Source organism: Paenibacillus sp. FSL L8-0502 (assembly GCF_038593055.1).
Classification (GTDB): domain Bacteria; phylum Bacillota; class Bacilli; order Paenibacillales; family Paenibacillaceae; genus Paenibacillus; species Paenibacillus polymyxa_D.
Genome location: NZ_CP151958.1, coordinates 3,796,118 through 3,822,378, shown reverse-complemented (window position 1 = coordinate 3,822,378; position 26,261 = coordinate 3,796,118). Strand labels below are relative to the sequence as shown.

The window sequence follows — 26,261 nt, the reverse complement described above, 5'->3', positions numbered from 1 at the left end:
CTACTGTTCTTGATATCGTCTGCATCCGTCGGAATATAAAATCGTGCCAATGAGCAGGATATAACAAAGCGTAACGCTCTATGCTCTTGAAGAGCAGTTGCGCTCAATACTACACAGGGAGATTTTGAGATGGGCGAAAAAAATATTTTGGCGTATTTCAAAAGTCCTGAGGAAGCACAGGGAGCTGCTAGAAAACTGGAAGCTCTCCGGGCAGCCGATGTGTCGATAGACCGATTTAGCCGGTATCCGCGGCAGTCTACTGGCAACGCCGGATTGCCTGTATTTTCAGGACAGATTAGCAGCTTGTCCTCATTGACACAGGGCGTGGACTTTACAGATGCAACTCCAGCAATACTGGCTGCGGCTGATCCGTCCGCCAGTGGCATGAGTGATGGAGGACAGGGCGGACCGACAGGCCGCGATATTTTGTTGACTGCTGTGGTGGATGAATCCATTCATCATCAGGCAATGTCCATCGTGGAACAAGCGGGTGGAATGCTGTGAAAAGTTTGGAAGGGGCAGTGACCGATGTCTAAAAACAAACGGTTTGATAAAGTGCTAACCAAAACAGAGAAAATCAAACGCATGCAATCTGCTAAAAATGAAGATGTTGAGTTCTCAGCAGATCAGGCAGATGCTGAGGATCTGGAAGCGATCCGGCGTAGCGAAGGAGCTGACCGTCGTCAGCAGCGTATCATAAACGACAATGAGTAGAATTTAATAAGACGGGTTATCTCCATCAATAGGATGATTTGTGGGATAGCCCGTTTTATTTGTGTTCTTTCCTTTTTCTATTCATTATCCGCTGTATGCTGTTGCACTAAAAACAAGAGGACCGGCGACGAAAGCAGTAGTCGCAGGCGTTTGATTTTCAATAATTAGTTGGTAGTTTTGCACGCCCAGAGGCGCAACGTCTACCGTTTCGACATTAAGAATAATATTGTTATCGAAGACATTGGATTCCAGTCCGTAATAAATTTCCTTGCCGGCTCTCCATATACGTACAAGTACTCTAATGTTGCCGACACCGACGAAACGTAGTCCAATCGAGGCTTTTAACTCTACACGGTTGTTGACAGCACCAGAAATAGCAGGATCAATAAATACAGATGTCGTAGCAATTCCAAGTCCGGCTGGAGAAATCGGAAAAGGACGATTACCAGCTTTTTTGAACTCCTGTGCATGTATATAGTACAATGTAATGTATGCATGTGAAATGAGGAGGAAATGAAAACCATGTTGTGGAATGAAATTACAATACATACAACCGAAGAAGCCATCGAAATGATTTCGAATTTTCTGCACGAAGCAGGTGCAGGAGGGGTTTCCATTGAAGAATCCGGTTCGCTCAACAAGCCGCGGGATACGTCCTATGGACAGTGGTATGATCGACCTTTGAACGACATACCTGAAGGACAAGCGATCATCAAAGGCTATTTTGCCGAAGAAGTGGACATGGATAGTATTCGTTCGCAAATTGAGCCGCGCGTCAAAGAATTGAGAACTTTCGATATTGACCCTGGTGAGGTTCAGTATGAACTGAAAACAGTTGATGAGGATGACTGGGCAAATGCTTGGAAGCAATATTTCAAGCCTTTGCGTGTGTCGGACCGTCTGACGATTAAACCTACTTGGGAGGACTATGAGCCTGCGAGTGAAGAGGAAAAAATCATTGAGCTGGACCCTGGTATGGCCTTCGGGACTGGAACGCATCCTACGACATCCCTTTGTCTGAGAACGCTGGAATCTGTGATTAAGGGCGGGGAAGAAGTCATTGATGTCGGCACGGGTTCCGGTATTTTGGCCATTGGAGCTGTAAAGCTGGGAGCGAAGCATGTACTTGCCTTGGATCTGGATCCGGTGGCAGTATCCAGTGCGCGGGAAAATACGCGTCTGAACGGGCTGGAGGAACGCATTACCATTAAAGAAAGTGATTTGCTATCGGTGCTTAATGCAAGCGATCCAACGCTGGGTATCCAGTTACCCGTCAAGCTAGTGGTAGCTAATATATTGGCAGAGATTATTTTGCTGTTCATTGACGATGTATATAAAGCCCTGGAACCAGGTGGTATTTATATTGCTTCAGGGATTTGGAAGAACAAAGAAGAAGTTGTCGAAACTGCGTTGAAGGCAGCTGGCTTTGAGATTGCCGAAATAAGCCGGGATGAAGATTGGCTGGCGTTTGTGGCGAGAAAGAGGTAAGTATGGATTTTTTACAAAATATTTTTCGTGTAAATTTAAATGTTCTTCCATTTTATTTGCTGGCCGTGATCATATCGTTCACGGTTCATGAGTTTGCACATGCATTTTATGCCAATAAATTTGGTGACCCTACAGCCAAGCTACTTGGGCGCGTGACTTTAAATCCGGCAGTGCATATTGACCTGCTGGGTACGCTACTGCTGCTGATCGGAGGCTTTGGCTGGGCCAAGCCAGTTCCGGTTAATCGTGATAACTTTAGTCGTCCGCGCCTCATGGGCATTATTGTATCGGCTGCGGGTCCGCTCAGCAATCTGCTGCTTGCATTTGTTACTACTTTAATCTATGCCGTGCTCCTTCATTTTCAAGTATTGCCGGGGATGGAGAACCAACGGGTGGCTCAAGCAATCTATTTGTTTATCAATGCTTTGATCAATTTAAATCTGTTTTTGTTTATCTTTAATTTGATCCCACTGCCTCCACTGGATGGATACCGGATTGTGGAAGATGTGGCCCCCACTCCTGTACGTCGCAAACTCCAGCAGTTTGAACAGTGGTCGATCTTTATTTTTCTGCTTATCCTGGTCATTCCACAGGTTCGAGTTGTAACGATTGAACCTCTTTACACGCTGGCCCAGATGATTTATATACAGTTTTTGCAGTTCTCTTTTTATATCACTGGATTGTTCGGAGCCTAAGGGCTCCTTTTTTTACGAGAATGGTAGGTATACCTTGAATAGAAGAGTGAACAGACTGGTCATACAGGCGCAAAAGATGATATGATGTTGCTTGGTGATTTATTCGGATTTTGTACGGAACATTAGTGGATAACAGTTATTTTTAGAATGAGGATTTTTGCAAAATCCAGGAATAGGTGTGAGAGAGAATGCAGCGTTATTTTATTCCGGCAGAGCAATTTCTAGAAGATCACGTGATTGTTGCGGGTGAGGACGCGCGGCATATCGCTAAAGTCATGCGGGGCCGTAGTGGTGACAAAATTATAGTCAGTGACGGGGTATCTAGGGAAGCACTGGCTGCATTGGATACGATAGAGCAGGATCATGTTACGGCGACGATTATTGAGCCGCTGAAGATGACCTCTGAACCGCATGTGCAGGTCACCATCGCTCAGAGTCTTCCTAAAGGAGACAAGATGGAGACGGTGATGCAAAAATGTACAGAAATCGGAGCAACCGGGTTTGTACCGTTTTTGTCCGAGCGTACGGTCGTGCAGTATGATGCCAAAAAAGAAGGCAAGCGACTGGAGCGTTGGCGCAAGATTGTGAAGGAAGCGGCTGAACAAAGCCACCGTAACCGGATTCCAGAAATTAGTGCGCCAATGACGTGGAAAGAACTTCTGGCTTCTTTTGCTGGGTATGATTTGATATGTTATTGTTATGAAAAAGAGCAGGGTCAGCAGCTACGGGATGTAATCCAGCCATTGGTAGGACAATGGGCGTCGACGGACATGCCGCGTGTTCTGCTGGTGGTAGGCCCGGAAGGCGGCTTTACTGAAGCGGAAAGCCTGGAGGCCGAGCAGGCTGGGGCCCAGTCTACAGGACTGGGAAGACGTATTTTGCGTGCTGAGACCGCAGGAATGGCTGCATTGGCTTGCATTTTATATGAGACAGGAGAAATGGGAGGGGTTTAATATGCCGTCAGTGGCATTTTACACATTGGGCTGTAAGGTAAACTTTTATGATACAGAAGCGATCTGGCAGCTGTTTAAAAATGAAGGTTATGAACAGGTGGACTTTGATGAGCAGACCGCGGATGTCTATCTTATTAATACATGTACCGTTACGAATACCGGTGATAAAAAGAGTCGTCAGATCATTCGCCGCGCGATTCGCCGGAATCCAGATGCCATTGTTGCAGTGACGGGCTGTTATGCCCAAACTTCTCCTGCCGAAATTATGGATATTCCTGGCGTTGATCTCGTTATCGGGACTCAAGATCGGGACAAAATCATTCCGTTCGTGCAGGAAATTCAAGGGACGCGTCAACCAGTGAACGCCGTGCGCAATATTATGAAAACGCGTGTATTTGAGGAAATGGATGTGCCTGATTTTGCTAATCATACTCGGGCCTTTTTGAAAATTCAGGATGGGTGCAATAACTTCTGTACCTTCTGCATCATTCCATGGTCGCGGGGGCTATCCCGCAGTCGTGACGCTGCGAGCATTATTGCACAGGCGCGTCAACTGGTACACGCAGGCTACAAGGAAATAGTACTCACTGGTATCCATACTGGCGGTTATGGTGACGACATGGATAATTATGACCTATCTGATCTGCTGTGGGATCTGGAGAAGGTGGAAGGGCTGGAGCGTATCCGCATCAGTTCGATTGAAGCCAGCCAGATTGATGAAAAAATGCTTGATGTACTGAACCGTTCCACCAAGCTGGTTCGTCATTTTCATATACCGCTTCAGGCGGGGGACGACACTGTATTGAAACGGATGCGTCGTAAGTACACCACAGAAGAGTTTTATAACAAAATGCTTATGATTCGCAAAGCAATGCCCGATGTTGCGATTACAACGGACGTAATTGTCGGCTTCCCTGGGGAGACGGATGAAATGTTCCGCAATGGCTATGAGCTGATGAAAAAAATCGGTTTTTCGGAAATGCATGTGTTTCCGTACTCCAAGCGTAGTGGAACTCCTGCGGCGCGTATGGAGGATCAGGTGGACGAAGACGTGAAAAATGTACGAGTGCATGAGCTGATACAACTGTCAGAGCAAATGCAACTGGCGTATGTTGAGAAGTTTGTAGGTCAGGTGCTGGAGGTCATTCCGGAAGTTGCGCCGAAAGGGACCGAAGATAGCGGCATACTCCATGGATATAGTGACAATTATATTCAACTGGCGTTTGAAGGTACTGAGGATCTGGTTGGCAAGGTATGCCGCGTGAAGCTAACGAAGGCAGGCATTAATGAAAGTGAAGGCCAATTGGTTCGCGTACTGGAGAATGGGCTGCAAACAGCTCTGTAAGAACAAAAAAAGCCTGAAAAGGCAATAGAGATGGCAAACAAGGATTTCGCCTTTCCTTACAGAGAGGACGGAATCCTTGTTGCGCAAGGAAGGGAGATTACAGGATGGCAACAAAAAAGGAAATTTCCGCAGGCGGTGTTGTGTTTCGCAAACAGGGGGAGCAGCTTGAAATTCAGCTCATTACTGACCGATATGGCAAGGTATCCTTGGCTAAAGGAAAAATGGAGTTGGGAGAAACAATCGAACAGACGGCTTTACGTGAAATTCGCGAGGAAACAGGGTTGAACGGGCGGATTATCCAGCATGTAGATATGATTGCTTATACGTATCAGCATCCGGAATTTGGGGAAGTGGATAAAGAAGTACACTATTATCTTGTAGAGGCACTAGATGGGGATTTACAGGCACAAATCGAAGAAATTAAGGGAGTTGCATGGCATAAGCCTGAGGAAGCATGGCTTCTCCAGCGCCAGGGCGGATATGACAATAATGATGTCATTTTGAGCAAGGCGCTGTCCATGCTAGGAATTAACGTTTGATTCTGTGGGGAGATATACGATCCTCTAAACGCGTCCATACAGGTAGGTAGCACAGAGGCAAGACCAGCAGAGAGCTAATGACGTTAAACAGGGTTTGGGCATGGGCTACCTTGGCTCCGGGCTCGGTAGATATCCAGGCGGCGGCCATTTCTAGCCCAGGGATCAACGGCATAAAGAGCAAGGCTCCGCCTACGTTCAGCAGCACATGGGACCAGGCTACAAATTTGCCGGACACGCTGCCACCAACAGCGGCAATCAGGGCGGTTACGCAGGTGCCTACATTGGAGCCGATGACGATGGCGATCCCCACATCGGCTGGCAAGGCACCCGCAGCGGCAAGGCTGATCGCCATGCCAATAACGGCTGCGCTACTGTGAACCAGTGCGGTCAGGCAGGCACCCGCAGCGAAGGCCCACCACATGTTGGCCGCAGCGTGATCAAGAAACCAGCGGAATAGTCCGGCCTGCTCAATCCATGGGCCGACCGTTTGCATTACGCGGATACCCGCCAGAATCAGCGAAAATCCAGCAAATACGAGGCTGATATATTGTACAGCCTGCGGAGGGCTAAGCCCATTGGAGCCGGGTGAAACTCCGGCAGACGCGTACTGGCGAACGGAGATTGATTCTCCCCACAGTACGGCGGCGCTCCAGCAGAGCAGTGAGCCGCAGAGCAGCGGAACAGCCAGCTTGCCAAGCTGGAGCCCCATCAGCTCGGTGGTGAGACAGGTACCGATATTGGTGCCAAGAATGATGCCGAGCGTACGGCCATAGGTCAATAGCCCGGCGTTGACCAGTCCGATCGTCAGCACCGTTACAGCGGTGCTGCTTTGCAACAGGGCGGTAATGCCTGAACTGAACAGCATACCCCGCCAAGGGGAAACGGTGGCGCGGTTCAGCCAACGGGTGAGGAAGGGGCCAGCCAAATGCCGGAGGGCTGCTTCCATCAGCTTCATCCCGCCCAAAAAAATAAACAGTCCGCCGCACAGCGGGAGTATAACATGTATAAGCACGGGCATAGCCCCCTTTTCTAGGTGAAAATACTTATGTAACAGCCTATGATCTGTCGAGGACAGCCATGACAAGCATGGCTAAGCTCTTTTTAGGAAAACGATAATTTTTGTAGTATCTTCACAAGCTTTAAAAGCGTGACGCCGATATACAGGCGGGCAGTAGCGAAGCGGATCATTTGAATCTGGAGAAGCGAGAGCGTTCGCCTGAAAGCTTTCCAAAGGAAAGCTGCTTCGGAAGTATAAACCTAGGGGGATTCTTACCATTAAAATCATTTATAAAATCCAAAGAATCCCCGTGCAACAGCGATCGTAAGATCAAATGATCCGCAGAGCCGCGCCCCTATCGAACAACGTTTTAACACTTTGAGTAATCCAAGAATGGGAGTGAAGGATTTTGCCTTCAGTAATATTAGAACGCAGCCGTAAAAAAAGGCTGGAGCACGCACACCCTTGGGTGTTTAAAAACGAAATAGCCAAGATCGAAGGAGACCCAGAGGCAGGCGATTTGGTCAGTATTGTTAACCATCAGGGGCGTTATTTGGCGACAGGTTACTATAATCCGGCTTCACAAATTACAGTGCGTGTGATGTCCTATGAGCCGCTGGAAGCGATGGATCAAAACTTTTTTGCCCAACGCTTTCGCAAATGTCTGGAGCACCGCGAACGTTTTGTGACCGGGGGAGACGCTTATCGGTTGGTGTACGGCGAGGCTGATTTTTTGCCTGGACTGATTGTAGACCGTTTTGGTGATGTGTTGGTTGTGCAGCTGTTAACGCTTGGCATGGATCGGCGCAGGGAAGAAATCAGGGATGCGCTCGTTGAAGTAGTGGGTCCTGTTGGTATATATGAGCGCAGTGATGTATCCATCCGAGAGCTGGAAGGATTGAAACAAACGAAGGGTCCTTTGTACGGTGATTGCCCGCGTCATGTAGTGGTGACGGAAAATGGCCTGCATATCAAGGTTGATATCGTAGAGGGCCAGAAGACGGGTTATTTCTTTGACCAGCGTGAAAATCGTGCGGCCATAGCACCGTTGATGACAGGTTGGGGAGCACGTAGTGGAATTACGCTACAAGAAGTTGCTACAGACTCAGGGGACGCTGCCACAACGGTCATGAAGCCAGTGAATAAAAGTGGTAAGGTTGTTGAATTCCCATTCTGGGACGGCGCAACCGTATTGGAATGTTTTTCACATACGGGAAGCTTTACGCTCAATGCCTGTAAATATGGTGCTAAAAAAGTAACTTGTCTTGATATTTCTGAGCATGCGATTGAAAGTGCGCGGGACAATGTCAAGCTGAACGGTTTTGAGGAACGCGTCGAGTTTGTCGTCGACGATGCTTTTCAATATTTGCGCAATCAGGTGAAAGGTGTAGAGGAACGCAATGCACGAGCCGGGGGCAAAGGAGATACGTCTAAGCCGCTGACAGCGGGTGGCGGACGCACCTTTGACGTGGTCATTCTTGATCCGCCAGCCTTTGCCAAAACGAAGAACGCTGTCAAAGGGGCTACACGTGGATATAAAGATATCAACCTGCACGGGATGAAGCTCGTTAATGAGGGCGGCTATCTGGTGACAGCGAGTTGCTCGTTCCACATGCGGCCGGAGTTGTTTTTGGACACCATTAAGGAAGCAGCGGCAGATGCCGGCAAAATCCTTCGTCTGGTAGACTGGAGAGCAGCTGGTAAGGACCATCCTCAAATTTTGGGTGTGGAGGAAGGCCATTACTTGAAATTCGCCATCTTTGAGGTGCGCAGCCGGACACAGTTGTAGTTTCATACAAAGTCAAAGTCAATCGCCCTTTTGGTGATTAAATAGGTAAAATAAAACTCGTTTTAGGTATAAATCAGTCCTGTAGAGAAGGCGTGCACCAAGCCAATCTGCGGGACTGATTTATTTTTTAGAGGGAGAAAGAATTGCTACAACATGGCAAACGTACGTTCTTTTCTCTCTTGCCTGATATGCTATACTGTTTAATAGAATGTTGTTCGTTGGAAAGGAGGCCGCATCATGTCGGTCCGTTTGTTGATTGGCCGCTCTGGGAGTGGTAAAAGTACGTTAATCCGCAATGAAATGACGTCTTTGTTACGCGAGGAGCCGCTAGGTAAGCCTATGCTGTTACTTGTACCGGAGCAATCGTCATTTGCTTCTGAGCATGCGTTACTTACAGAAGCCGGAAACGGTATTCAGGGGTCGGTGCGCGCCCAAGTGATGGGATTTCACCGTCTTGCCTATTTAGTTATGCAGGAAACCGGGGGTTCAGCGCTGGTGCCTGTAACGGAAGAAGGCAAGAAGATGCTTTTATATAAAATTATTCGTCGTCGCAAGGATGAACTGAGTTTGTTTAAGGATTCGGGAGACCAGCTCGGCTTTGTGGATCGGTTGAATACATTGTTCACGGAGCTAAAGCAGTATGGAAATGATACTCGGTCTGTACCCGAGCAACTGGAGCGAATGAACGCTGCTGGAGAGTCAACTCCGATTTTGCGCGGCAAGCTCAAAGATATCAGTCTAATCTACGAGGATTTTGAACGAGAGCTGACGCTTAAATATATTGACGGTGAAGATACGCTGCGCATGCTGGCAGAACAGATTGCAGAGTCTTCCCTTGTGCGTGGAGCAGACATTTGGATGGATGGCTACCGTAGGTTTACACCACATGAATATAAAGTGGTGGAGCAACTTATGCTGCATGCCTCTTCGTTGACAGTGGCGCTGACTTGCAACCGCAGCTACGAGAGCGGACAGCTTCCGCATGAGCTGGATTTGTTTCATCCTTCGGCCGCTACGTATGTAAAGCTCAAAGGAATGGCAGACGAGCTGATGATAGAGACGCAGACACAATTACTTCGCCCTGATCCGCCGCCGAGATTTAAGGAGCGTCCGGCGTTGGCGTATTTGGAGGCTAACTTTGAATATCGTACAGGGTTACGGAATCAGGAACAACGGATGCGGCTGCAGCAGCTACGAGAGCAGTGGACAGAAGAACAGCCGGAAGGCATAAAACTGTATGCTGCGGCGAATCGCCGCGCTGAGTTGGAAGGTGCTGTACGCGAAATGCGTCGTTTAGCCCGAGATGAGGGCGCGCGTTATCGGGAGATGGCCCTGTTTGTGCGTCATATTGAAGATTATGAGTCATGGGTGGAACCGATATTCAAACAATATGAGGTTCCAGTATTTCTGGATCAGCGGAGAAGTGTATTGCATCATCCCTTAGTGGAATTGATTCGGGCTTCACTGGATATCGTGCAGCGACGCTGGCGATATGAGGATGTATTCCGTGCGGTCAAAACAGATCTTCTCCTGCCGCTGGATGGTCGGGTGAGCCGCGAGGAGATGGATCGTCTGGAAAACTATGTACTGGCCTGCGGAATACAAGGTAGCCGTTGGACAGACGGTCGCCCGTGGCAGGCTGTGCCCAGCTTGTCACTGGAGCTGGAGGAGCAGGAACGGAACCGTAGGCGGGATGAAACGTTGGATTTGATGGAGCTGTGTCGGGATGTAATCGTGACGCCTTTACGTGCGTTTGAGAAACGTGTGGGCAAGGCACGAACTGCACTTGAGAAGTGTGAAGCGGTATATCTGTTACTGGAGGATGCAGAAATTGGCCACAAGCTGGACGCCTTCATTCATCAGGCAGAGGAAGCAGGAAATCCTGAGCAGGCCAAGGAGCATCGTCAGGTATGGGATGCAGTGCTTGAACTACTGGATCAAATCGTCGAAATGATGGGTGACGAGAGGCTGGATACCTCTTTGTTTGCGGGTGTGCTGGAAACGGGATTGGCTGAATTCCGTATGGGACTTGTTCCGCCAGCTCTGGATCAGGTTCTAGTCGGAAACACGGATCGTACACGTGTGACCGGTATTCAACATGCTTTTGTGCTAGGTATGAACGAAGGTGTGATGCCGGCTGTGTTCCATGAGGACGGTGTGCTGAATGAGCAGGAGCGTACGGCATTAAACGAACGAGGCGTAGAGCTGGCGCCGGATATGACAAGACGTCTGCTGGACGAACGTTTTCTCGCTTATACGGCCCTTACTTCAGCCGGTAGAAGCCTGTGGATGAGCTATGCCGTGACTGATGAAGAAGGCAAGTCATTGTTGCCGTCTGAGTTAGTACGACATGTGCGGCAATTGTTTCCTAGTCTGGACGAACGCCCACTGGCTGGATACCCTTTGCCTGGGGATGCTTGGACGACGCAATGGGAGTATGCTTCTCATCCGTCCGAGGCTTTGCCGCAGCTTATTGCGCAATTACGACAATGGCGACGTGGCGGTGACATTTTATCTCCTTGGTGGGAGGTATATAACTGGTATGCCAGCCAGCAAGGGCGTGAGAAGGACAAGCTGCGTCAGCTGTTGACCTCACTTTTTTACGAGAACCATGCCGAAATGCAGAAGGAAACGAGCCGTCGTCTGTACGGCAGCAAGCTGCGTACCAGCGTATCTCGTATGGAACGTTTTGTGGCATGTCCATTTTCGCACTTTGCCTCTCATGGTCTTCGTTTGAAGGAACGTCAAATGTATCGCCTGAAGGCCCCGGATATCGGACAATTATTCCATGCAGCGCTTGGAGAGATGGCGATCAATCTGCGTAATCGCAATGTCAGCTGGGGCAGTCTCAGCACGGAGGAATGCCGCCAAGAGGCGGAAAGTACAGTGGAGCGTTTGGCTCCTCGTCTGCAAGGCGAGATTCTAATGAGCTCCAAGCGGTATGGGTACATTTTGCGCAAATTGAAAGATATCGTGAGCCGTGCTTCGTTGATTTTAGGTGAACATGCGCGAAGAGGTAGTTTTGAGCCGATTGGGCTGGAGTTGGACTTTGGGCCGGGTCAGCAGCTTCCTCCGTTAAGCTTCCGGTTAGATAACGGTGTTGTGATGGAAATTGTCGGACGGATCGACCGTGTAGATGTGGCAGAGGGAGAAAAAGGTTTACTTTTGCGTGTCATCGATTACAAGTCCAGCCAAAAGGATCTCAAGCTGCATGAAGTGTACTATGGCTTGTCCTTGCAAATGCTCACGTACCTGGATGTGCTGCTGAATGCGGCGGAGGAATGGTTGGGCGAGACTGCTTATCCGGCGGGTACGCTGTATTTTCACGTCCACAATCCGATGTTACAGTCGCCTAACGGTCTTAGCGAAGAACAGGCCCGTCAGGAGCTTTTGAAACGCTTCAAGATGAAGGGATTGTTGCTCGCGGATCGGGATGTAGTTGGGCAGATGGATACATCATTGGACAAGGGATATTCTTCTATTTTACCTGTTGCGGTGAAAGCAGACGGTAGTTTTTATAGCAGTGCCTCGGTTGCTTCGCCGGAACAGTGGGACAGCCTGCTAGCTTCGGTGCGTAATAATATTCGGACGATTGGTACACGGATGACAGAGGGCGATGTGGCCATTGAACCGTATCGTATCCAGCAAGAGACGGCATGTACCTTCTGCTCTTTTAAGCCTGTTTGTCAATTTGACGACAGTCTGGAGGGCAGTGGCTACAATCAATGGGGTAAACCCGGTAAGGATCAGATCTGGAATCTGCTGGGTCATACACAGGAAGGGAAAGGAGGAATGGACCAATGATAGGCATGTCAAACATTAAAGGTTTACCGAAGCCGGAAGGCAGTATGTGGAGCGATGACCAGTGGCGTGCCATTTCGGAATCTGGTAACAACATGCTGGTTGCGGCAGCGGCAGGGTCTGGTAAAACAGCGGTGCTTGTAGAGCGTATTATTCGTAAAATTGTCGATCCCCAGCTTGGCTTCAGTGTGGATCGGTTACTGGTAGCGACCTTTACGAAGGCAGCCGCCGCCGAAATGCGTCAACGGATACGCGAAGCGTTGGAACGTGTATTGGAGCAGGAACCGGAAAGTGAACATGTACGCCGTCAGCTATCGTTGCTGAATCGGGCCTCGATTACGACGCTTCACTCATTTTGTATGGAGGTCATCCGCAGGCATTATCAGGCCATTCCCCTTGATCCTGGTTTTCGGATTATGAATGAGCATGAGACAGAATTGCTGCGCCAGGAGCTTCTAGAAGAACTGTTTGAGGAGAAATATGAGGCTCATGATGAAGGCAGTACATTCCGCAGACTAGTCGACTGGTTTAGTGGAGAACGCACCGATGATGCGATGTATGTGCTTGTTCAGCGATTGTATGATTTTTCTCAAAGTCATCCTTGGCCGGAGCATTGGCTGCGGGAGACAGCAGCTGCATTTCGTGTGCAGGATGTAGCGGCTCTCGGAGAGACGCCTTGGGTTCGCAGCATTTTGGCGGATGCTGCACTTTCATTGCGCGGAGCAGCGAGCTTGCTGGAACAGGCGCATGAAACTGCTATGCAGCCCGGCGGTCCTGCACCTTATACAGTGACGCTGCAAGAGGATACGGCGATGGTGAAGGGATTGCTGCAGGAATTGGAGACACAGCCGTGGGCATCTCTATATGATCATTTTCAGGCAGCTGCCTTCGGTAAGCTCAAGCCGGTCAAAAAAGATCAGACTGAGCCTGCATTGCAGGAACGGGTTAAGACGCTGCGCGAAGCAGCCAAAAAAATGATTACAGATATGAAGGCTTCTCTGTTTGGCAGGAGAGCAGAAGCCTATTGGGAGGAGCTACACGCCGCAGCTCCGTTGATGGACGAATTGGTAGAAACCGTGATTGTATTCGGGGAACGTTTTCAACAGCACAAGCAGTCAAAAGGGTTGGTGGATTTCGGGGATTTGGAACATTATTGTCTGAAAATATTACGACATCCCGATTCTACTCCGTACAAGCTACTACCTTCCGACGCTGCGCTCGAATACAAGGCGCAATTCGACGAGGTGCTGTTAGATGAGTATCAGGATACGAATACCGTACAGGAAGATATCGTTAGGCTGGTATCACGGGAGGAACCAGGTAACCGTTTTATGGTGGGCGACGTGAAACAGAGTATTTATCGGTTTCGGCTGGCGGAGCCGGGTCTGTTTTTGAATAAGTATCAACGGTACGGCATGCAGGAGCAGGAAGATGGATTTTTAATTGATTTGGCGCGTAATTTCCGCAGTCGGGAGGAAGTTGTCGATGCGGTCAATTTGGTGTTCCGCCAGATTATGAGTGTGGATGTGGCGGAAATTGAGTACGATGAACGAGCGTGGCTGGTACACGGCGCATCCTATCCCGACCCGTCGGATCAAGACACCGCATCTGTATACGCACCTGAGCTGCTGTTAGTAGATAAGGGTGGCCATGGTCTTTCCGAGGCTTCGGAGCTGTCCGAAACGGAGGACGAATCTGTTTTTCAGGAAAGTGAGCTGGCTGAGCTTGTGGAACTGGAAACGGCACAGTTAGAGGCTCGTGCGATTGCGCAACGGATTAAAGAACTGACCGGAGATACCGGACAACCACTGTTGATTTACGACAGAGGATTAAAAGCGATGCGCCCGGCAATCTACGGCGATATCGTCATTTTGCTTCGTTCGGCAAGCGTGTGGGCCCCCCTAATTGTAGAGGAACTGCGGCTTGAGGGCATTCCGGCCTCCGGGGAGCAGACGACAGGCTTTTTTAAAGCAACGGAAGTTGAGGTAATGTTGTCTCTGCTGCACATTATTGATAATCCACAGCAGGACATCCCGCTTGCATCCGTGCTTCGTTCGCCGATTGTCGGCTTGACCGAAGATGAACTGGCACAAATTCGGTTGGAAAAGCCGGATGGATTGTTTTATGGCGCATTGCTGGCGGCGGCAGAGGCGGACCCACTGAAGGAGAGCGAAAAAGGGACCACTGCTGACATCATGGAGTTGGATCTTTTCCCTGAGGACTCTTTATCTTCATCTGACTTTGGTAATAGAAATAACGGGAATACGTTGTCTGCCCGACTACGTTCATTTTTGCATAATTTGGAAGCCTGGCGGCAGGAAGCCCGACAAGGTAGCTTAAGTGCATTGATTTGGAATGTGCTGGAGGAAACAGGGTATCTGGATTGGGTCGGTGGACTGCCTGGCGGCTCACAGCGTCAAAGCAATTTGCGGGCGCTATATGACCGAGCGAGACAGTATGAGACTTCAACGTCCAACCGAGGATTGTTCCGATTTCTGACCTTCATTTCCCGTCTACGGGAGCGAGGCGGTGATTTAGGATCCATTAGCGGGGGGACCGAACCCGATCAAGCTGTCCGCATTATGACCATTCATAAAAGTAAAGGACTTGAATTCCCTATCGTGTTTATAGCCGGGACGGCAAAAATGTTCAATCAACAGGATCTCAATGCGCCGTTTCTTATGCACAAGGAGTTGGGGTTTGGTCCTAAATATGTGGAGGAACAAAATCGTGTCAGCTACCCTACGCTGCCCAATTTAGCGATCCGCCGACGCTCACAGCTGGAGCTATTGGCTGAGGAAATGCGGGTGTTATATGTGGCGCTTACACGGCCGCGTGAAAAGCTGATTATGACCGGAACCGTGAAGGATCTAGCTTCACGCGCAGCGGGTTGGGCACGTGCCAAAGAGCATACGGAAACGGTCTTACCAGACTATATGCTGGCGGCAGGCCGCAGCTATCTGGACTGGGTAGGTCCCGCTTTGATTCGGCATCCTTCTGCTACTTTGTTGAGGGAAGCGGCAGGTGATCAAGATGGGTACTATCACAAATTGGAACATATGCCGGGAACAGACTGGTTATTTAAAATTGTGGCCTCGGAAACATTTTCCGGCTCTCGTGTGAACTCAGATCATGAGGAAGAGGTGTCGGGCGAAGAGCGCCAAAAGAAGACAGAAGCACTGAGAAATGCGGAGCTAATCGACTTGAACGAAAAGAGTGAAACAGACATTGAAGCTGCTCTTTCCTGGACCTATCCGTATGAGCGGGCCGGCAAGACGGCAGCCAATACATCGGTTACTGAGATGAAAAGATGGCTGGAAATGCAGGAGATGGGATCGGACGACTGGTTGAATCTATCTACCTCCGTACTAGCAGAGTTACCGGAGGATCGGGAGGATTCTCACACTGGGGGCAGTCAATTACACTTGCGCAGACCTAAGTTTATGGGGAATCAGCGACTGACTCCAACGGAACGAGGAACGGTCTATCATACGTTGATGCTGCATTTGCCACTAGATGGGGGGATGAGCGCCGAAGTTATTGAGGAAACAAAGGCTCGTTTGCTCAATCAGCGTATGTTACTGAATGTCCATGCAAAGGCGCTAGATACGAATAAAATATTACGCTTTTTCACTAGTGAGCTGGGTAGCAGAATGTTGGGGGCATCGCATGTTCAAAGAGAGCTTCCGTTTACTTATACCATGCGGGCAAACGATTACTGGAACCACAGCTTACCATCGATGTCACCAGGACAAGAAACAGATTCGGAAGGTGGACAGGACGGAGATAAAGTGCTGATGAACGGCATTATTGACTGTCTATTTGAAACTCCCGAAGGACTCGTGCTGGTGGATTATAAAACAGATCGGATATCTGAGTATCGTACACTGTCCCATTTAACAGACCAATATCGTTTTCAATTGGAGCTGTATGCCCGTGTGATCGAAGAAATTACAGGCAAAAAGGTTGCTGAGAAGTGGCTGTATTTTTTAGAAGCTGGAGAGAGTGTACAGCTGTAGTTATATAGCTAGGGAGAGGAGGAATAACATGCGGATTTTGCATACAGGTGATTGGCATTTGGGTCGCACGTTGGAAGGACGCAGCCGTTTGAAGGAGCAGGAGGCGTTTTTGGAAGAACTAGCGAAAATGGCTGACGATCAGCAGGCCGATTTGATTATGATGGCTGGAGACGTATACGACTCAGTCAATCCTTCAGCCGCAGCCGAGCAATTGTTTTATGAAACGTCTGCCCGTCTTACGGCTGGAGGAAGACCACTAGTCGTCATTGCGGGCAATCATGATCAGCCGGAAAGGGTATCCTCGGTCACACCACTGGTGAGCGGGCGCGGAATTACATTGCTGGGACTGCCCCATGGGGAAGCGGTACGCGTTCGTACACCGCGAACGGGTGAACTGGCATGCATTGCAGCCTTGCCATATCCCTCCGAGTCTCGTCTGAACGAGCTATTGTCTGAAGACGGAGATGAAACAGTCTTGCGCGAGGCATACAGTCGCCGTGTGGGCTTGCTGATGTCACAGCTGGGTACAGCATTTCGGCCTGACACCGTCAATTTGTCAATGAGCCATATTTATGTGCTCGGCGGGCTGGAGTCGGACTCGGAACGCCCGATTCAGGTCGGGGGGGCGTATACCGTAGATCCGTCTGCTTTGAGCATTGGGGCACAGTATACGGCTCTAGGACATTTGCATCGTCCCCAATATGTGAAAGGAGACGGGCTGATGCGTTACAGTGGCTCGCCGCTGGCTTATAGCTTTTCCGAAGCCGGACAAGCCAAATCGGTTACGTTAATTGACGTGGTTGCTGGCAAGCCTGCTCAGGTCGAGGAACTGTATATTACCAGTGGACGCCCATTAGTGAGGTGGCGCGCACGGGGAGGTCTGGAGGAAGTATATCGCTGGCTGGACGAAGGACTAGATGCCGATGCCTTTATTGATCTGGAAATTACGCTGGATGAAGCAATGTCGATGGGAGATATTCAGCGGCTGCGCAAAAGCCGTGAAGGTATCATTCATATTCGCCCCATGTATCCAGAAATGGCTGCCGCACAGCTGGAGCACCAACGATCAGAACTGCCAGTGCATGAGCTGTTCCGGGCATTCTATCAGCGGCAGACAGGCGGAGCACAGCCAGATGACGGATTAGTGCAGTTGTTTCTGGAGCTGGTGGAACAGGATGATGCAAGAGATCACGCTGAGGAGGAGGACGCATGAAACCAATCCTTCTAAAACTGGCGGGGTTGCAAAGCTACCGGGAGTCGCAGGAAATTCGCTTTGACGATTTGACCGAAACTGGGTTGTTCGGAATTTTTGGCCCAACGGGTAGTGGAAAATCAACGCTGCTGGATGCCATTACGTTGGCTATGTACGGTAAAGTGGAGCGGGCAGTGAATGGTACACAAGGCATTATGAATCATGCCGAGGATACGTTGTCTGTTGCATTTACGTTTGAATTAATGTCAGCTCAAGGACCTCGTCGTTACCGTGTAGAACGACGTTTCAAACGTGCTGGAGGCGTATCGGTTAATAATACGCTTAGCCGTTTTATTGCGTTAACAGAGGATGGCGAGGAAGTGCTTGCCGATAAGGTGCAGGATGTGACGCGCTGTGTGGAGGAGTATATCGGCCTGAAAATGGACGATTTTACACGAGCTGTCGTATTGCCGCAGGGAAAGTTTGCGGAATTCTTGTCCTTAAAGGGCAGTGAACGCAGACAGATGCTACAGCGTTTGTTCCATCTGGAGAAGTACGGAGATCAACTTGCACAGAAGCTAAGCCGTCGTGTGAAAGATAACGATATCGCACTGAAAGCATTAGAGGCGGAGCAGCAAGGGCTGGGGGATGCGAGTGCTGAAGCACTTGAACATGTAGAGTTGCGTCTCAAAGAGGCGATTGCCAATGCAGAAGCTTCGCGTCGCGAGCTAGAGCGTGTCTCACGTGAATCGGAGGCGCTAAACAAAACCCGTGAGCTGGTCATCGAGCTCAGCCAAAGATTGAACGAGCTGGAGCAGTTGGCAGCACAGGAGCCGGGCATTGCTTTACTGGAGCGTAAGCTTCGACAAGCAACTTCAGCCGAGGCATTGCTGCCTGCACTGACGGATTGGAAGGAAGCCATTGCTGAAGCGGAAAAACGGCATAAGACTGCCGAAGAAGTGGCAGTCCTGGCCGCTACCGCGCAGAAGGCTGCGCTTGTCTCTGCGCAAGCAGATGAGCAGGCCCGGCAAGCACTCAGTGCCGAAGAACCAAAGCTATTGCTTCGGATCGACCAACTAGAACAGGCGCTTCAACTGGAGCGTGATACGGAAGCGTTGCGGACCGAACGGGACCGTCTGGCGGCCGAGCTTGGGCATAGCGAACAAATCCTTGCTGAACATGCAGAAGGACTCGCAAAGGAACAAGAGCTACAGACGCGAGGCTTGAAGCGACAGCAAGAGCTTCAACAAGAGCTAAAGCAAAATGAAGTGCGAGCAGATGAGCGGCGTATGCTGCAAGAGGCTGTGCAACGGTTGCAACAGCTGGAAATCGCGAATGAGCAATTGCGTGAAGCTGAACTGGAGTACGTGACTCAGGAGAAACGGCTTGCGCAAGCTGACGAACGTCTAAAGCTGACGGACCAGGAGACACAGGAGACGGAGGCACGGCGTTCTGCCCTTGCTGCACAGGCAGCTGATGGCATTGAGGCATTGCTGACGTTGGAGGCAGAAATCACCGCCGATATGTCGTCACTGGCTGCCGAGGAAGAACAGCTGCGTCACGAGCTCCGTGCCGAGGAGCTGGGGCGTCTCGCTCAGCATCTCGCTGCCGAGTTGCGCGAAGGCGAGCCGTGCGCAGTGTGCGGCTCGCTGCATCACCCCGCGCCTGCCGTCGTCGCGGCGCATAGCGCGGATGCCGCTGCGCCAGATGAGATGCACCGCCTGCGGCTTGGTTTGCAGGAGCTGCGCCTCACACTGCGCCAGCAGTTGCACGAGCAACGCAGCTTGCTGGCGCAGCCCGCCACCGCAAACAGTGGCGCTGCCGCCACGGGCGAGCCTTTCACGCCTGCGGCAGCGCCAGCAGAGCCGCGTGGTGCCGCAGCATGGGCGGAGCGCTGCGCGGCGCTGGAACGTGCTGCAGCCGAGCTAGCCGCACGTGCGCATGCGCTGCCTGCCGAGGCACTGGCGCTGCGCGAAGCAGACGCCGCTGGACAGCAGCGGCGTATCCGTGCCGCCGCCGAGCAGGAGGCAGCAGCTGTAGCGCTGACGCAGGCACAGAGCAAGCGCGAGGCATGCACCACGCGCAGCGAGGGGCTGCGCGCCGAATGGGCGGCGCAGCTAACGGATGTCGCTCCGGACGAAGCCGCGGAGCGTTACCGCGCCATGCAGGAGCGCGATGGGCGCGCGGAAGAGCTGCGGTCCCGGCTGGAGACGAGTGTGACCTTCCTCGAAGAAAAGGCGGCGCGTGTTCAACAGATACAGCAGAGTATCATCGAGGAAGACAAAATCATTATTGCCCGTCGTACAGGGCTCCAAAGCAAAGATGATTCGCTTCGCGAAAAGCTGACCCAGCTCCGAAAGTGGGTTGGAGATGGCCAAGCGGCTTCATTGCTGGAAGAAGCGACCTCGCGACTGTTGGGGCTGAAAAACGGAGCCGAAGTCGCGGCACGACAACGTACTGAAGCGGAAGAACGCAAGCAGCAAGCCGTTCATGCTTCACTGATTGCCCGGCAGGCCTCCGACTCGGCAGAAGAAAGACGTCAGATGGCAGAGTCCCGTTGGGGCAGTCGTCTGGAAGCCTCCTCTTTTGCTACGGAAGCAGAGGTTATGGAATGCTGCCTGGGACCGGAAGAAGCCGCACGCTATGAGCGTGAAGTGAGTTTACATCGAGAACGGGAAAAGGAGATGTCTTCCCGCTTAAAGCATGTCGAAGAGCAGCTGAATGGAGCAACGGTAACAGAGGAACAGTGGGAAGCGGCCACTGCACAGCTACGTGATTGCCGTGCACGCGATGAAGAGGCGCTTCAAAATCGCGCCAAGGCTGAGCGTGATTTAGAGGACTTGCAGCGTCGGCACGTCCGCTGGATGGAGCTGGAGTCCAATCGTGTACATTTGCGTAGTGAAGCGGAAAAAATGTCCAAGCTCCAGACTGTTTTTCGCGGCAATGCCTTTGTTGAATATATTGCTGAGGAGCAGCTCATGCAGGTCAGTCAATCGGCTTCACGCCGCCTGCGTTTTCTGACCAAGCAGCGATACGCGCTAGAGGTAGATTCCAGCGGTGGTTTTGTCATTAGTGACGATGCCAACGGTGGGGTCAAACGTCCGGTATCGACCTTGTCCGGTGGCGAAACGTTCCTGACCTCCTTGTCGCTTGCGCTTGCGCTGTCGGCTCAAATTCAATTGCGGGGCCAGTACCCTCTGCAATTTTTCTTTCTGGATGAAGGCTTTGGAACGTTGGACCCTGAGCTGCTTGACACGGTGATCACCTCACTGGAAAAGCTGCACCACGATCAATTGTCTGTTGGTGTGATTAGTCATGTGCCTGAACTACGGGCCCGTCTTCCGCGCAAGTTGGTTGTTCTTCCAGCAGAGCAGGCTGGAGGCGGATCACGTGTGGTTATGGAAACTTTTTGAAGTAATGTGATACAGGTCACAGATACAGTTTCAAACTATTGTTATAATACAGCCAAGCCGACAAGTTAATCATACAGCACCCCGGCGGACGTATGCTGCGGAAGAAATCTTCCCATCATACGTCCGTTCAGAGGGGCTCTGCCAAGAGCTCCCGGGGTGCTTCTTTTTTTTGCAAGCCGGAATTCGCCCAATTTGATGTAGCAAATGGCCCGTTTTTGAATAACATACGGTATACATGCAGAGCCTAGGAGGAAACAACCATGGAAAAAAGCATGACAACCGAAAAAGTTACAGCACCGGAACAGACGGATGCTAAAACACTATGTCAAAAGCATATGCATCGTTATGTATGCGTATGGGTGAAGGACGGGACAATGTATGATGGCATTGTAGAGCATGTGGATGATGAAAAGATATACTTAGCCGTTCCTATGGGTGGAGACGAGATGGAGAATGTCAATGTTAATCTCCCGTATCCGCCTAACAATTGTGGCTGCGGTTCCCGTGCTTATGGTGGCTATGCATCTTATCCTCCGTATCCGTATCCGTACCCGTATCCAGTACCTGCTTATGCATATGGGTTCCCCTACGGACGCCGTCGCTTTAATCGTTTGATTCTGCCACTTGCAGCGTTGACAGCGATCAGCTTGCTGCCTTATTACTAATCCTAATTTCTTAGTCGCCAGATATAGTGAATTCTCTGCTCTCTCCCGCCTACAGCTCTTGTACAGTACAAGTGACTTTAAGGCGCATCCATACATCATCACCATGCAAGGCTGTTTCTTCCTTTATGAAGAAACAGCCTCTTTTTCACGTAAACCATCCCAAATATGATCCAATAATTGAAACTGTATCAGTACAGTTCAATGAAATAAGGTATCCTGTTTATCCATAAACCATGGTAACATCTAGCGTGAAAGAAACATAAGACGGAATAAGCATGTAATGAAATGAGCATTTAATGAGTATGTAAAGAGCAGGTGGGTGGATATTGTGAAAAAATATGTATCAATTTTATTGGATATAGAGCTTAAAATTCGCGAGGGACAATATAAATCAGGTTACAAGCTACCGTCGGTCCGTGAGGCTTCAGAATTATATAGATGCAGCAAAAGCACGATTCTGCGGGCATATTCTGAACTTGAAAAGAAACACGCCATCTATTCCATACCGCAAAGTGGATACTATGTAGTGGAAAATTCGGGCGATTTACACCATAGTCATATGCAAGACTCCGTTGATTTTGCTTCGGCCTCCCCGGATTTAAATGTATTCCCTTATCTGGATTTCCAACATTGTTTGAATCAGGCTATTGATACCTACAAATATCATCTATTCACTTATGGCGATTCGCAAGGACTGGAAACACTGCGTCATACGTTGGTTTCCCATTTGGCTAATACTCAGGTGTTTGCAAAAATGGATCGGATTATCGTTACTTCGGGTGTTCAGCAGGCATTGGAGATACTCGCTAAAATGCCGTTTCCCAATGGCAAAGAAAAGGTTTTGGTCGAGCAGCCAAGTTACGATATTTATTTGCGATTTCTGGAGGAAGAGAACATACCCGTCAGTACCATCGTCCGGACAGCGAAAGGTATGGATTTTCACGAATTGGAGAATCAATTTAAGAACGAGAGCATCAAGTTTTTTTATACCATGTCAAGATATCATAATCCATTAGGGATCTCATATAACACAGAGGAGCGAAAAGCGATAGCTGCCTTAGCCGCCAAATATGATGTGTACATCGTAGAAGATGACTATATGGCAGATTTGGGGGCCGATCATCTTTTTGATCCCATTTATGCATACGACCATTCGGACCATGTTATTTATTTGAAAAGCTTCTCGAAAATCATTTTCCCAGGCTTGCGATTAGGAGTTGCGGTATTGCCAGAAGTCCTATTAAAGACGTTTAACGCTTATAAAAGATATGTCGACACATCTATGTTGTCTCAGGCGGCGCTTGATATTTATATTAAAAATGGAATGTATGAACGCCACAAGCACACGATATGTAAACTGTATTCGGAGCGCATTCGTACTCTGAACAAGGCCGTGGAACGATACAATCAGGCCGGATACGTTCAGACTTCAGCTGTAACCTCAGGAGTTTATATGCAGTTTAAACTGCCTCGGACAGTGAATTTGGAACGCTTGGTACAGTGTCTTTCTGCGAGGAACATCCAGGTTGTAGCTGGCAAAGGTTTTTATTTATCAGGCTATAGGGAACAAGAGAAGTTTTTGCGCATAAGTATTTCGCGCGCGCAGCTGGATCAAATTGATGGAGGGGTGAAAGCCATTGTAGAGGAAGTTAGTAAGGGAAACTGGTATTAAGACCCTTTTTCCGTTATGATACATATAGAAACATAAGTATAACCAAACATGGCTGTATATGTTTCTATTCAGTGTGGGAAATACATAACTTTGAATGCCGAGAGCAAGGGGGGGTTGTGTCTATTTGCTTAGGATCGGCTCACTGCCAAAGGAGGGTTTTGAATGGACGATCTGTTTTTGAAAATTGTGGATGGAACCATCCCCAGCAAGAAGGTGTTGGAAACCGACAATGTGCTCGCATTTCATGACATCCAGCCTGCGGCGCCAGTACACGTGCTCATTATTCCCAAAAAATATATTCCTTCAATGAACGCTGTGACGGAGGAGGATCTTCCTCTTATCGCGGAGATTCATCGTGTTGCGGTTGAGGTTGCAAAAAAGTTAGGAATCGCCGAGTCTGGTTATCGGTTGATTAACAACTGTGGCCCGGATAGTGGACAAGCGGTGGGGCATCTGCATTATCACTTACTGGGCGGCGCCAAATTGGGTGCCCTGACAGGTATTTCGGACTCACATTCTTAAAAAATGACAGAGCTTGTCTTTTCAGTAATACGGATGTGAATGGAGAAAAGTGGCCCTTTATGTATTCATTTTTTCTTATAGGTTGACACCTGGTTTCCGTTTCACCTATAATAAAATTTGATGAACCGTGTTATTGCTCTTGGACGGTCTGGTCGGAGGGAGGGAAAACTGGTGTCTGAAACTAAAGTTCGCAAAAACGAGACAATTGATGCTGCACTTCGTCGCTTTAAACGTTCCATTGCTAAGGATGGCGTATTGGCTGAGGTGAAGAAACGCAAGCATTATGAAAAGCCAAGCGTAAAGCGCAAGAAAAAGTCCGAGGCTGCTCGTAAGAGAAAGTTCTAGGAGGATCTAAGCAATCATGAATTTGAGCGAACGATTGAACGAAGATATGAAGCAAGCAATGAAGAGTAAGGACAAGTTCAAACTCTCCACCATTCGAATGGTTCGTTCTACGATTAAAAATCTTGAAATAGATTTGAAACGGGATTTGGACGACAACGAAGTGCTTGATATTCTGAGTCGTGAGATCAAACAGCGAAAAGATGCCCTCCATGAATTTGAAAAAGCCGGTCGTGATGAACTTGCGACAAGCACTAAAGCAGAAATAGAGATCATCGCTCAGTACCTTCCCGAACAACTTTCTGAGGAAGAAATTAAAGTTATTGTACAGCAGACCATCCAGGAAACCGGTGCTTCTTCGAAAGCCGAGATGGGGAAAGTAATGACGGCCTTGATGCCTAAGGTAAAAGGCCGCGCTGACGGTAAGCTCGTGAACCAAGCGGTTCAGCAATTTCTGCAATAAACCTGCGACAAACAGGAAAACACAACACCCTCTGTTTACAGAGGGTGTTATTTCTATATATGTGTTGCCTACCATAGAATGTAATGATGAGAAGATTCTTATATGTAAGCGCTATTGTTAATTATGTGAAACGTGATGTTCATTGGGTGCGTAAAGTATTTGGCAGCCGTCAGGATTAGCAATATACCCAATAATTTCACATTAAATCCTGAAAACTGTATAGTTTGTCTAACAAAGTTTGGTATGCTGTAACATAGAGAGATCGAAAGGGGGAGAGAAATGCATAGAGAACATCACCACTCCAGTCGCAAATGGATCCTTTTAACGTTGTGGATTATGGTATCCGTTTTGCTGTTGCCCTTAGTTCATTCCGAATCAGCGGCGGCCCAAACTAAAGGTGGAGCTGTGTTTGTTATACCAGTCGATCAGGAAATTGAGCATGGCCTGGGCAAATTTATGGAACGTGGATTTGCAGAAGCAGCAGATTCCAAAGCAGGTCTGATTTTACTGGATATTAACACTCCCGGTGGACGGGTAGATACAGCGGAGAAGCTGGGCAAACTGATTAAAGACAGTCCAATTCCGACCGTAGCCTATATAAGGGGCGAAGCGGCCTCAGCGGGTAGCTATATTGCGTTGAGCGCAAACAAGATTGTTATGAAACCGGGGAGTATTATCGGAGCAGCAGCGTTAGTAGACGGCGGGGGGCAGGCTATCACAGATCCAAAAACGATAGCCTGGTGGAAGAGTAGCATGGCATCTGCCGCAGAAGCTGGCGGACGTAATCCGGATATTGCCAGAGGTATGGTTGACTCTAAAACGACCATATCTATTCCTGAGATGAACTTTAACAAGGAAAATGGTCAGATCATTTCTTTAACCAGTGAGGAAGCGCTGAAGTTGGGTTATGCGGATCACATCGCGTCTTCCGAACAAGAGGTTATTCAGTGGATGGGTTACAGCACGGATGATGTCATTCATGTGGAGCGAACATGGGCTGAAAAAGCAGCCGAGATATTGACCAACCCAATTGTACAGACGTTGCTTTTATTTATCGGTATCGCAGGTATTGTTATTGAGTTGATCGTACCCGGTTTTGGTGTACCGGGAATTTTGGGCATACTCGGATTTGGTTTGTATTTTTTCGGCAATTATATCGCTGGTTTTGCAGGTTCGGAGACGTGGTTGTTGTTTATTATCGGTCTGGCTCTGCTTATACTTGAAATGTTCATCCCGAGTTTTGGTATTTTGGGCATTCTGGGTTCCGTCAGCCTTGTCGCCGGAGTTGTTCGTGCAGCATACAACATGCAGCATGCGTTTATATCTTTGGGCATTGCCTTTGCAGCTGCGGTTGCCGTGGTGGCGATCATCGCGGTTGTATTCAAGGACCGAGGGATATGGAACCGTTTTATACTTAAAGAAAGTTTAACGGCTGAACAAGGTTTTTCTTCAGTTGTGAACCGGGAAATGCTATTAGGTCAAAGAGGTGTCAGTCTGACTCCACTTCGTCCAGCCGGAACGGTGCTGATCGCTGATGAGCGAGTCGATGTTGTAACGAACGGCGAGTTTATTGCTACAGATATGCCGATTATAGTATCCAAAGTAGAAGGCGGGCGAATTGTGGTCAAGGCAGACACTAGCGTCTAAACAAG

At 49.3% G+C, this 26,261-nt stretch carries 20 protein-coding genes; 18 read left to right on the top strand and 2 right to left on the bottom strand.

Annotation, left to right across the window (positions count from 1 at the left end):
- Positions 1-129 precede the first annotated feature (129 nt).
- Both NSQ57_RS16540 and NSQ57_RS16535 read left to right on the top strand, forming a co-directional pair.
- On the top strand, positions 130-504 hold the full coding sequence (locus NSQ57_RS16540; protein ID WP_069012560.1) for a hypothetical protein: 375 nt from the start codon (positions 130-132) through the stop codon (positions 502-504).
- A gap of 24 nt (positions 505-528) precedes the next feature.
- Positions 529-714 (top strand): YfhD family protein, encoded by a 186-nt coding sequence (locus NSQ57_RS16535; protein ID WP_029515349.1) that lies wholly within the window; start codon positions 529-531, stop codon positions 712-714.
- An 84-nt stretch (positions 715-798) separates the two neighbouring features.
- Here the strand turns inward: NSQ57_RS16535 and NSQ57_RS16530 are convergent, their stop codons facing one another.
- Entirely contained in the window at positions 799-1,197 is a 399-nt protein-coding gene (locus NSQ57_RS16530; protein ID WP_141695525.1) for a hypothetical protein, read from the bottom strand.
- 39 nt (positions 1,198-1,236) lie between these two features.
- Here NSQ57_RS16530 and prmA point away from each other — a divergent pair, with 39 nt between their 5' ends.
- The 5 genes from prmA to NSQ57_RS16505 all read left to right on the top strand — a co-directional run bounded on the left by prmA (position 1,237) and on the right by NSQ57_RS16505 (position 5,734).
- Positions 1,237-2,202: a 50S ribosomal protein L11 methyltransferase gene (gene prmA, locus NSQ57_RS16525; RefSeq protein ID WP_165148997.1), complete on the top strand. Its 966-nt coding sequence runs from the start codon at positions 1,237-1,239 to the stop codon at positions 2,200-2,202.
- Between the two features lie 2 nt (positions 2,203-2,204).
- Positions 2,205-2,897: a site-2 protease family protein gene (locus NSQ57_RS16520; RefSeq protein WP_029515346.1), complete on the top strand. Its 693-nt coding sequence runs from the start codon at positions 2,205-2,207 to the stop codon at positions 2,895-2,897.
- A 188-nt stretch (positions 2,898-3,085) separates the two neighbouring features.
- Entirely contained in the window at positions 3,086-3,850 is a 765-nt protein-coding gene (locus tag NSQ57_RS16515; protein ID WP_029515345.1) for a 16S rRNA (uracil(1498)-N(3))-methyltransferase, read from the top strand.
- A gap of 1 nt (position 3,851) precedes the next feature.
- Positions 3,852-5,195, top strand: coding sequence for a tRNA (N(6)-L-threonylcarbamoyladenosine(37)-C(2))-methylthiotransferase MtaB (gene mtaB / locus NSQ57_RS16510; protein ID WP_341039662.1), 1,344 nt, complete (start codon positions 3,852-3,854; stop codon positions 5,193-5,195).
- Between the two features lie 104 nt (positions 5,196-5,299).
- Positions 5,300-5,734, top strand: a complete 435-nt coding sequence (locus NSQ57_RS16505; protein ID WP_342425033.1) for an NUDIX domain-containing protein — start codon at positions 5,300-5,302, stop codon at positions 5,732-5,734.
- Here NSQ57_RS16505 and NSQ57_RS16500 read toward each other — a convergent pair.
- Positions 5,724-6,746 carry a Na/Pi symporter gene (locus NSQ57_RS16500; protein WP_341039661.1) on the bottom strand — a complete coding sequence of 341 codons (1,023 nt, stop codon included), beginning with the start codon at positions 6,744-6,746 and terminating at the stop codon, positions 5,724-5,726. The two genes, NSQ57_RS16505 and NSQ57_RS16500, sit on opposite strands and share 11 nt — an antisense overlap.
- A gap of 394 nt (positions 6,747-7,140) precedes the next feature.
- On the opposite strand from NSQ57_RS16500, the gene NSQ57_RS16495 reads away from it, so the two are divergent.
- The 11 genes from NSQ57_RS16495 (at position 7,141) to NSQ57_RS16445 (ending at position 26,256) form a co-directional block, all read left to right on the top strand.
- On the top strand, positions 7,141-8,520 hold the full coding sequence (locus tag NSQ57_RS16495) for a class I SAM-dependent rRNA methyltransferase (RefSeq protein ID WP_341039660.1): 1,380 nt from the start codon (positions 7,141-7,143) through the stop codon (positions 8,518-8,520).
- Between the two features lie 237 nt (positions 8,521-8,757).
- On the top strand, positions 8,758-12,324 hold the full coding sequence (addB, locus tag NSQ57_RS16490; RefSeq protein WP_069010255.1) for a helicase-exonuclease AddAB subunit AddB: 3,567 nt from the start codon (positions 8,758-8,760) through the stop codon (positions 12,322-12,324).
- Positions 12,321-16,340, top strand: a complete 4,020-nt coding sequence (gene addA / locus NSQ57_RS16485; RefSeq protein WP_341039659.1) for a helicase-exonuclease AddAB subunit AddA — start codon at positions 12,321-12,323, stop codon at positions 16,338-16,340. The genes addB and addA overlap by 4 nt, the downstream gene beginning before the upstream one ends.
- Before the next feature lie 28 nt (positions 16,341-16,368).
- Complete coding sequence (locus NSQ57_RS16480; RefSeq protein WP_341039658.1) at positions 16,369-17,553, top strand: exonuclease SbcCD subunit D; 1,185 nt, start codon at positions 16,369-16,371, stop codon at positions 17,551-17,553.
- Positions 17,550-20,945 (top strand): SMC family ATPase, encoded by a 3,396-nt coding sequence (locus NSQ57_RS16475; protein WP_342425032.1) that lies wholly within the window; start codon positions 17,550-17,552, stop codon positions 20,943-20,945. The genes NSQ57_RS16480 and NSQ57_RS16475 overlap by 4 nt, the downstream gene beginning before the upstream one ends.
- A 260-nt stretch (positions 20,946-21,205) precedes the next feature.
- Entirely contained in the window at positions 21,206-21,610 is a 405-nt protein-coding gene (locus NSQ57_RS16470; RefSeq protein ID WP_029517802.1) for a hypothetical protein, read from the top strand.
- Positions 21,611-21,938: 328 nt separating this feature from the next.
- Complete coding sequence (locus NSQ57_RS16465) at positions 21,939-23,282, top strand: PLP-dependent aminotransferase family protein (protein ID WP_069010259.1); 1,344 nt, start codon at positions 21,939-21,941, stop codon at positions 23,280-23,282.
- A gap of 162 nt (positions 23,283-23,444) precedes the next feature.
- On the top strand, positions 23,445-23,804 hold the full coding sequence (locus NSQ57_RS16460) for a histidine triad nucleotide-binding protein (protein WP_025722131.1): 360 nt from the start codon (positions 23,445-23,447) through the stop codon (positions 23,802-23,804).
- Between the two features lie 171 nt (positions 23,805-23,975).
- Positions 23,976-24,149 carry a 30S ribosomal protein S21 gene (gene rpsU / locus NSQ57_RS16455; RefSeq protein WP_005547957.1) on the top strand — a complete coding sequence of 58 codons (174 nt, stop codon included), beginning with the start codon at positions 23,976-23,978 and terminating at the stop codon, positions 24,147-24,149.
- 16 nt (positions 24,150-24,165) lie between these two features.
- Complete coding sequence (locus tag NSQ57_RS16450; RefSeq protein WP_013311146.1) at positions 24,166-24,609, top strand: GatB/YqeY domain-containing protein; 444 nt, start codon at positions 24,166-24,168, stop codon at positions 24,607-24,609.
- Positions 24,610-24,888: 279 nt separating this feature from the next.
- On the top strand, positions 24,889-26,256 hold the full coding sequence (locus tag NSQ57_RS16445) for an NfeD family protein (RefSeq protein WP_029517800.1): 1,368 nt from the start codon (positions 24,889-24,891) through the stop codon (positions 26,254-26,256).
- The last annotated feature ends 5 nt before the right edge of the window (positions 26,257-26,261 follow it).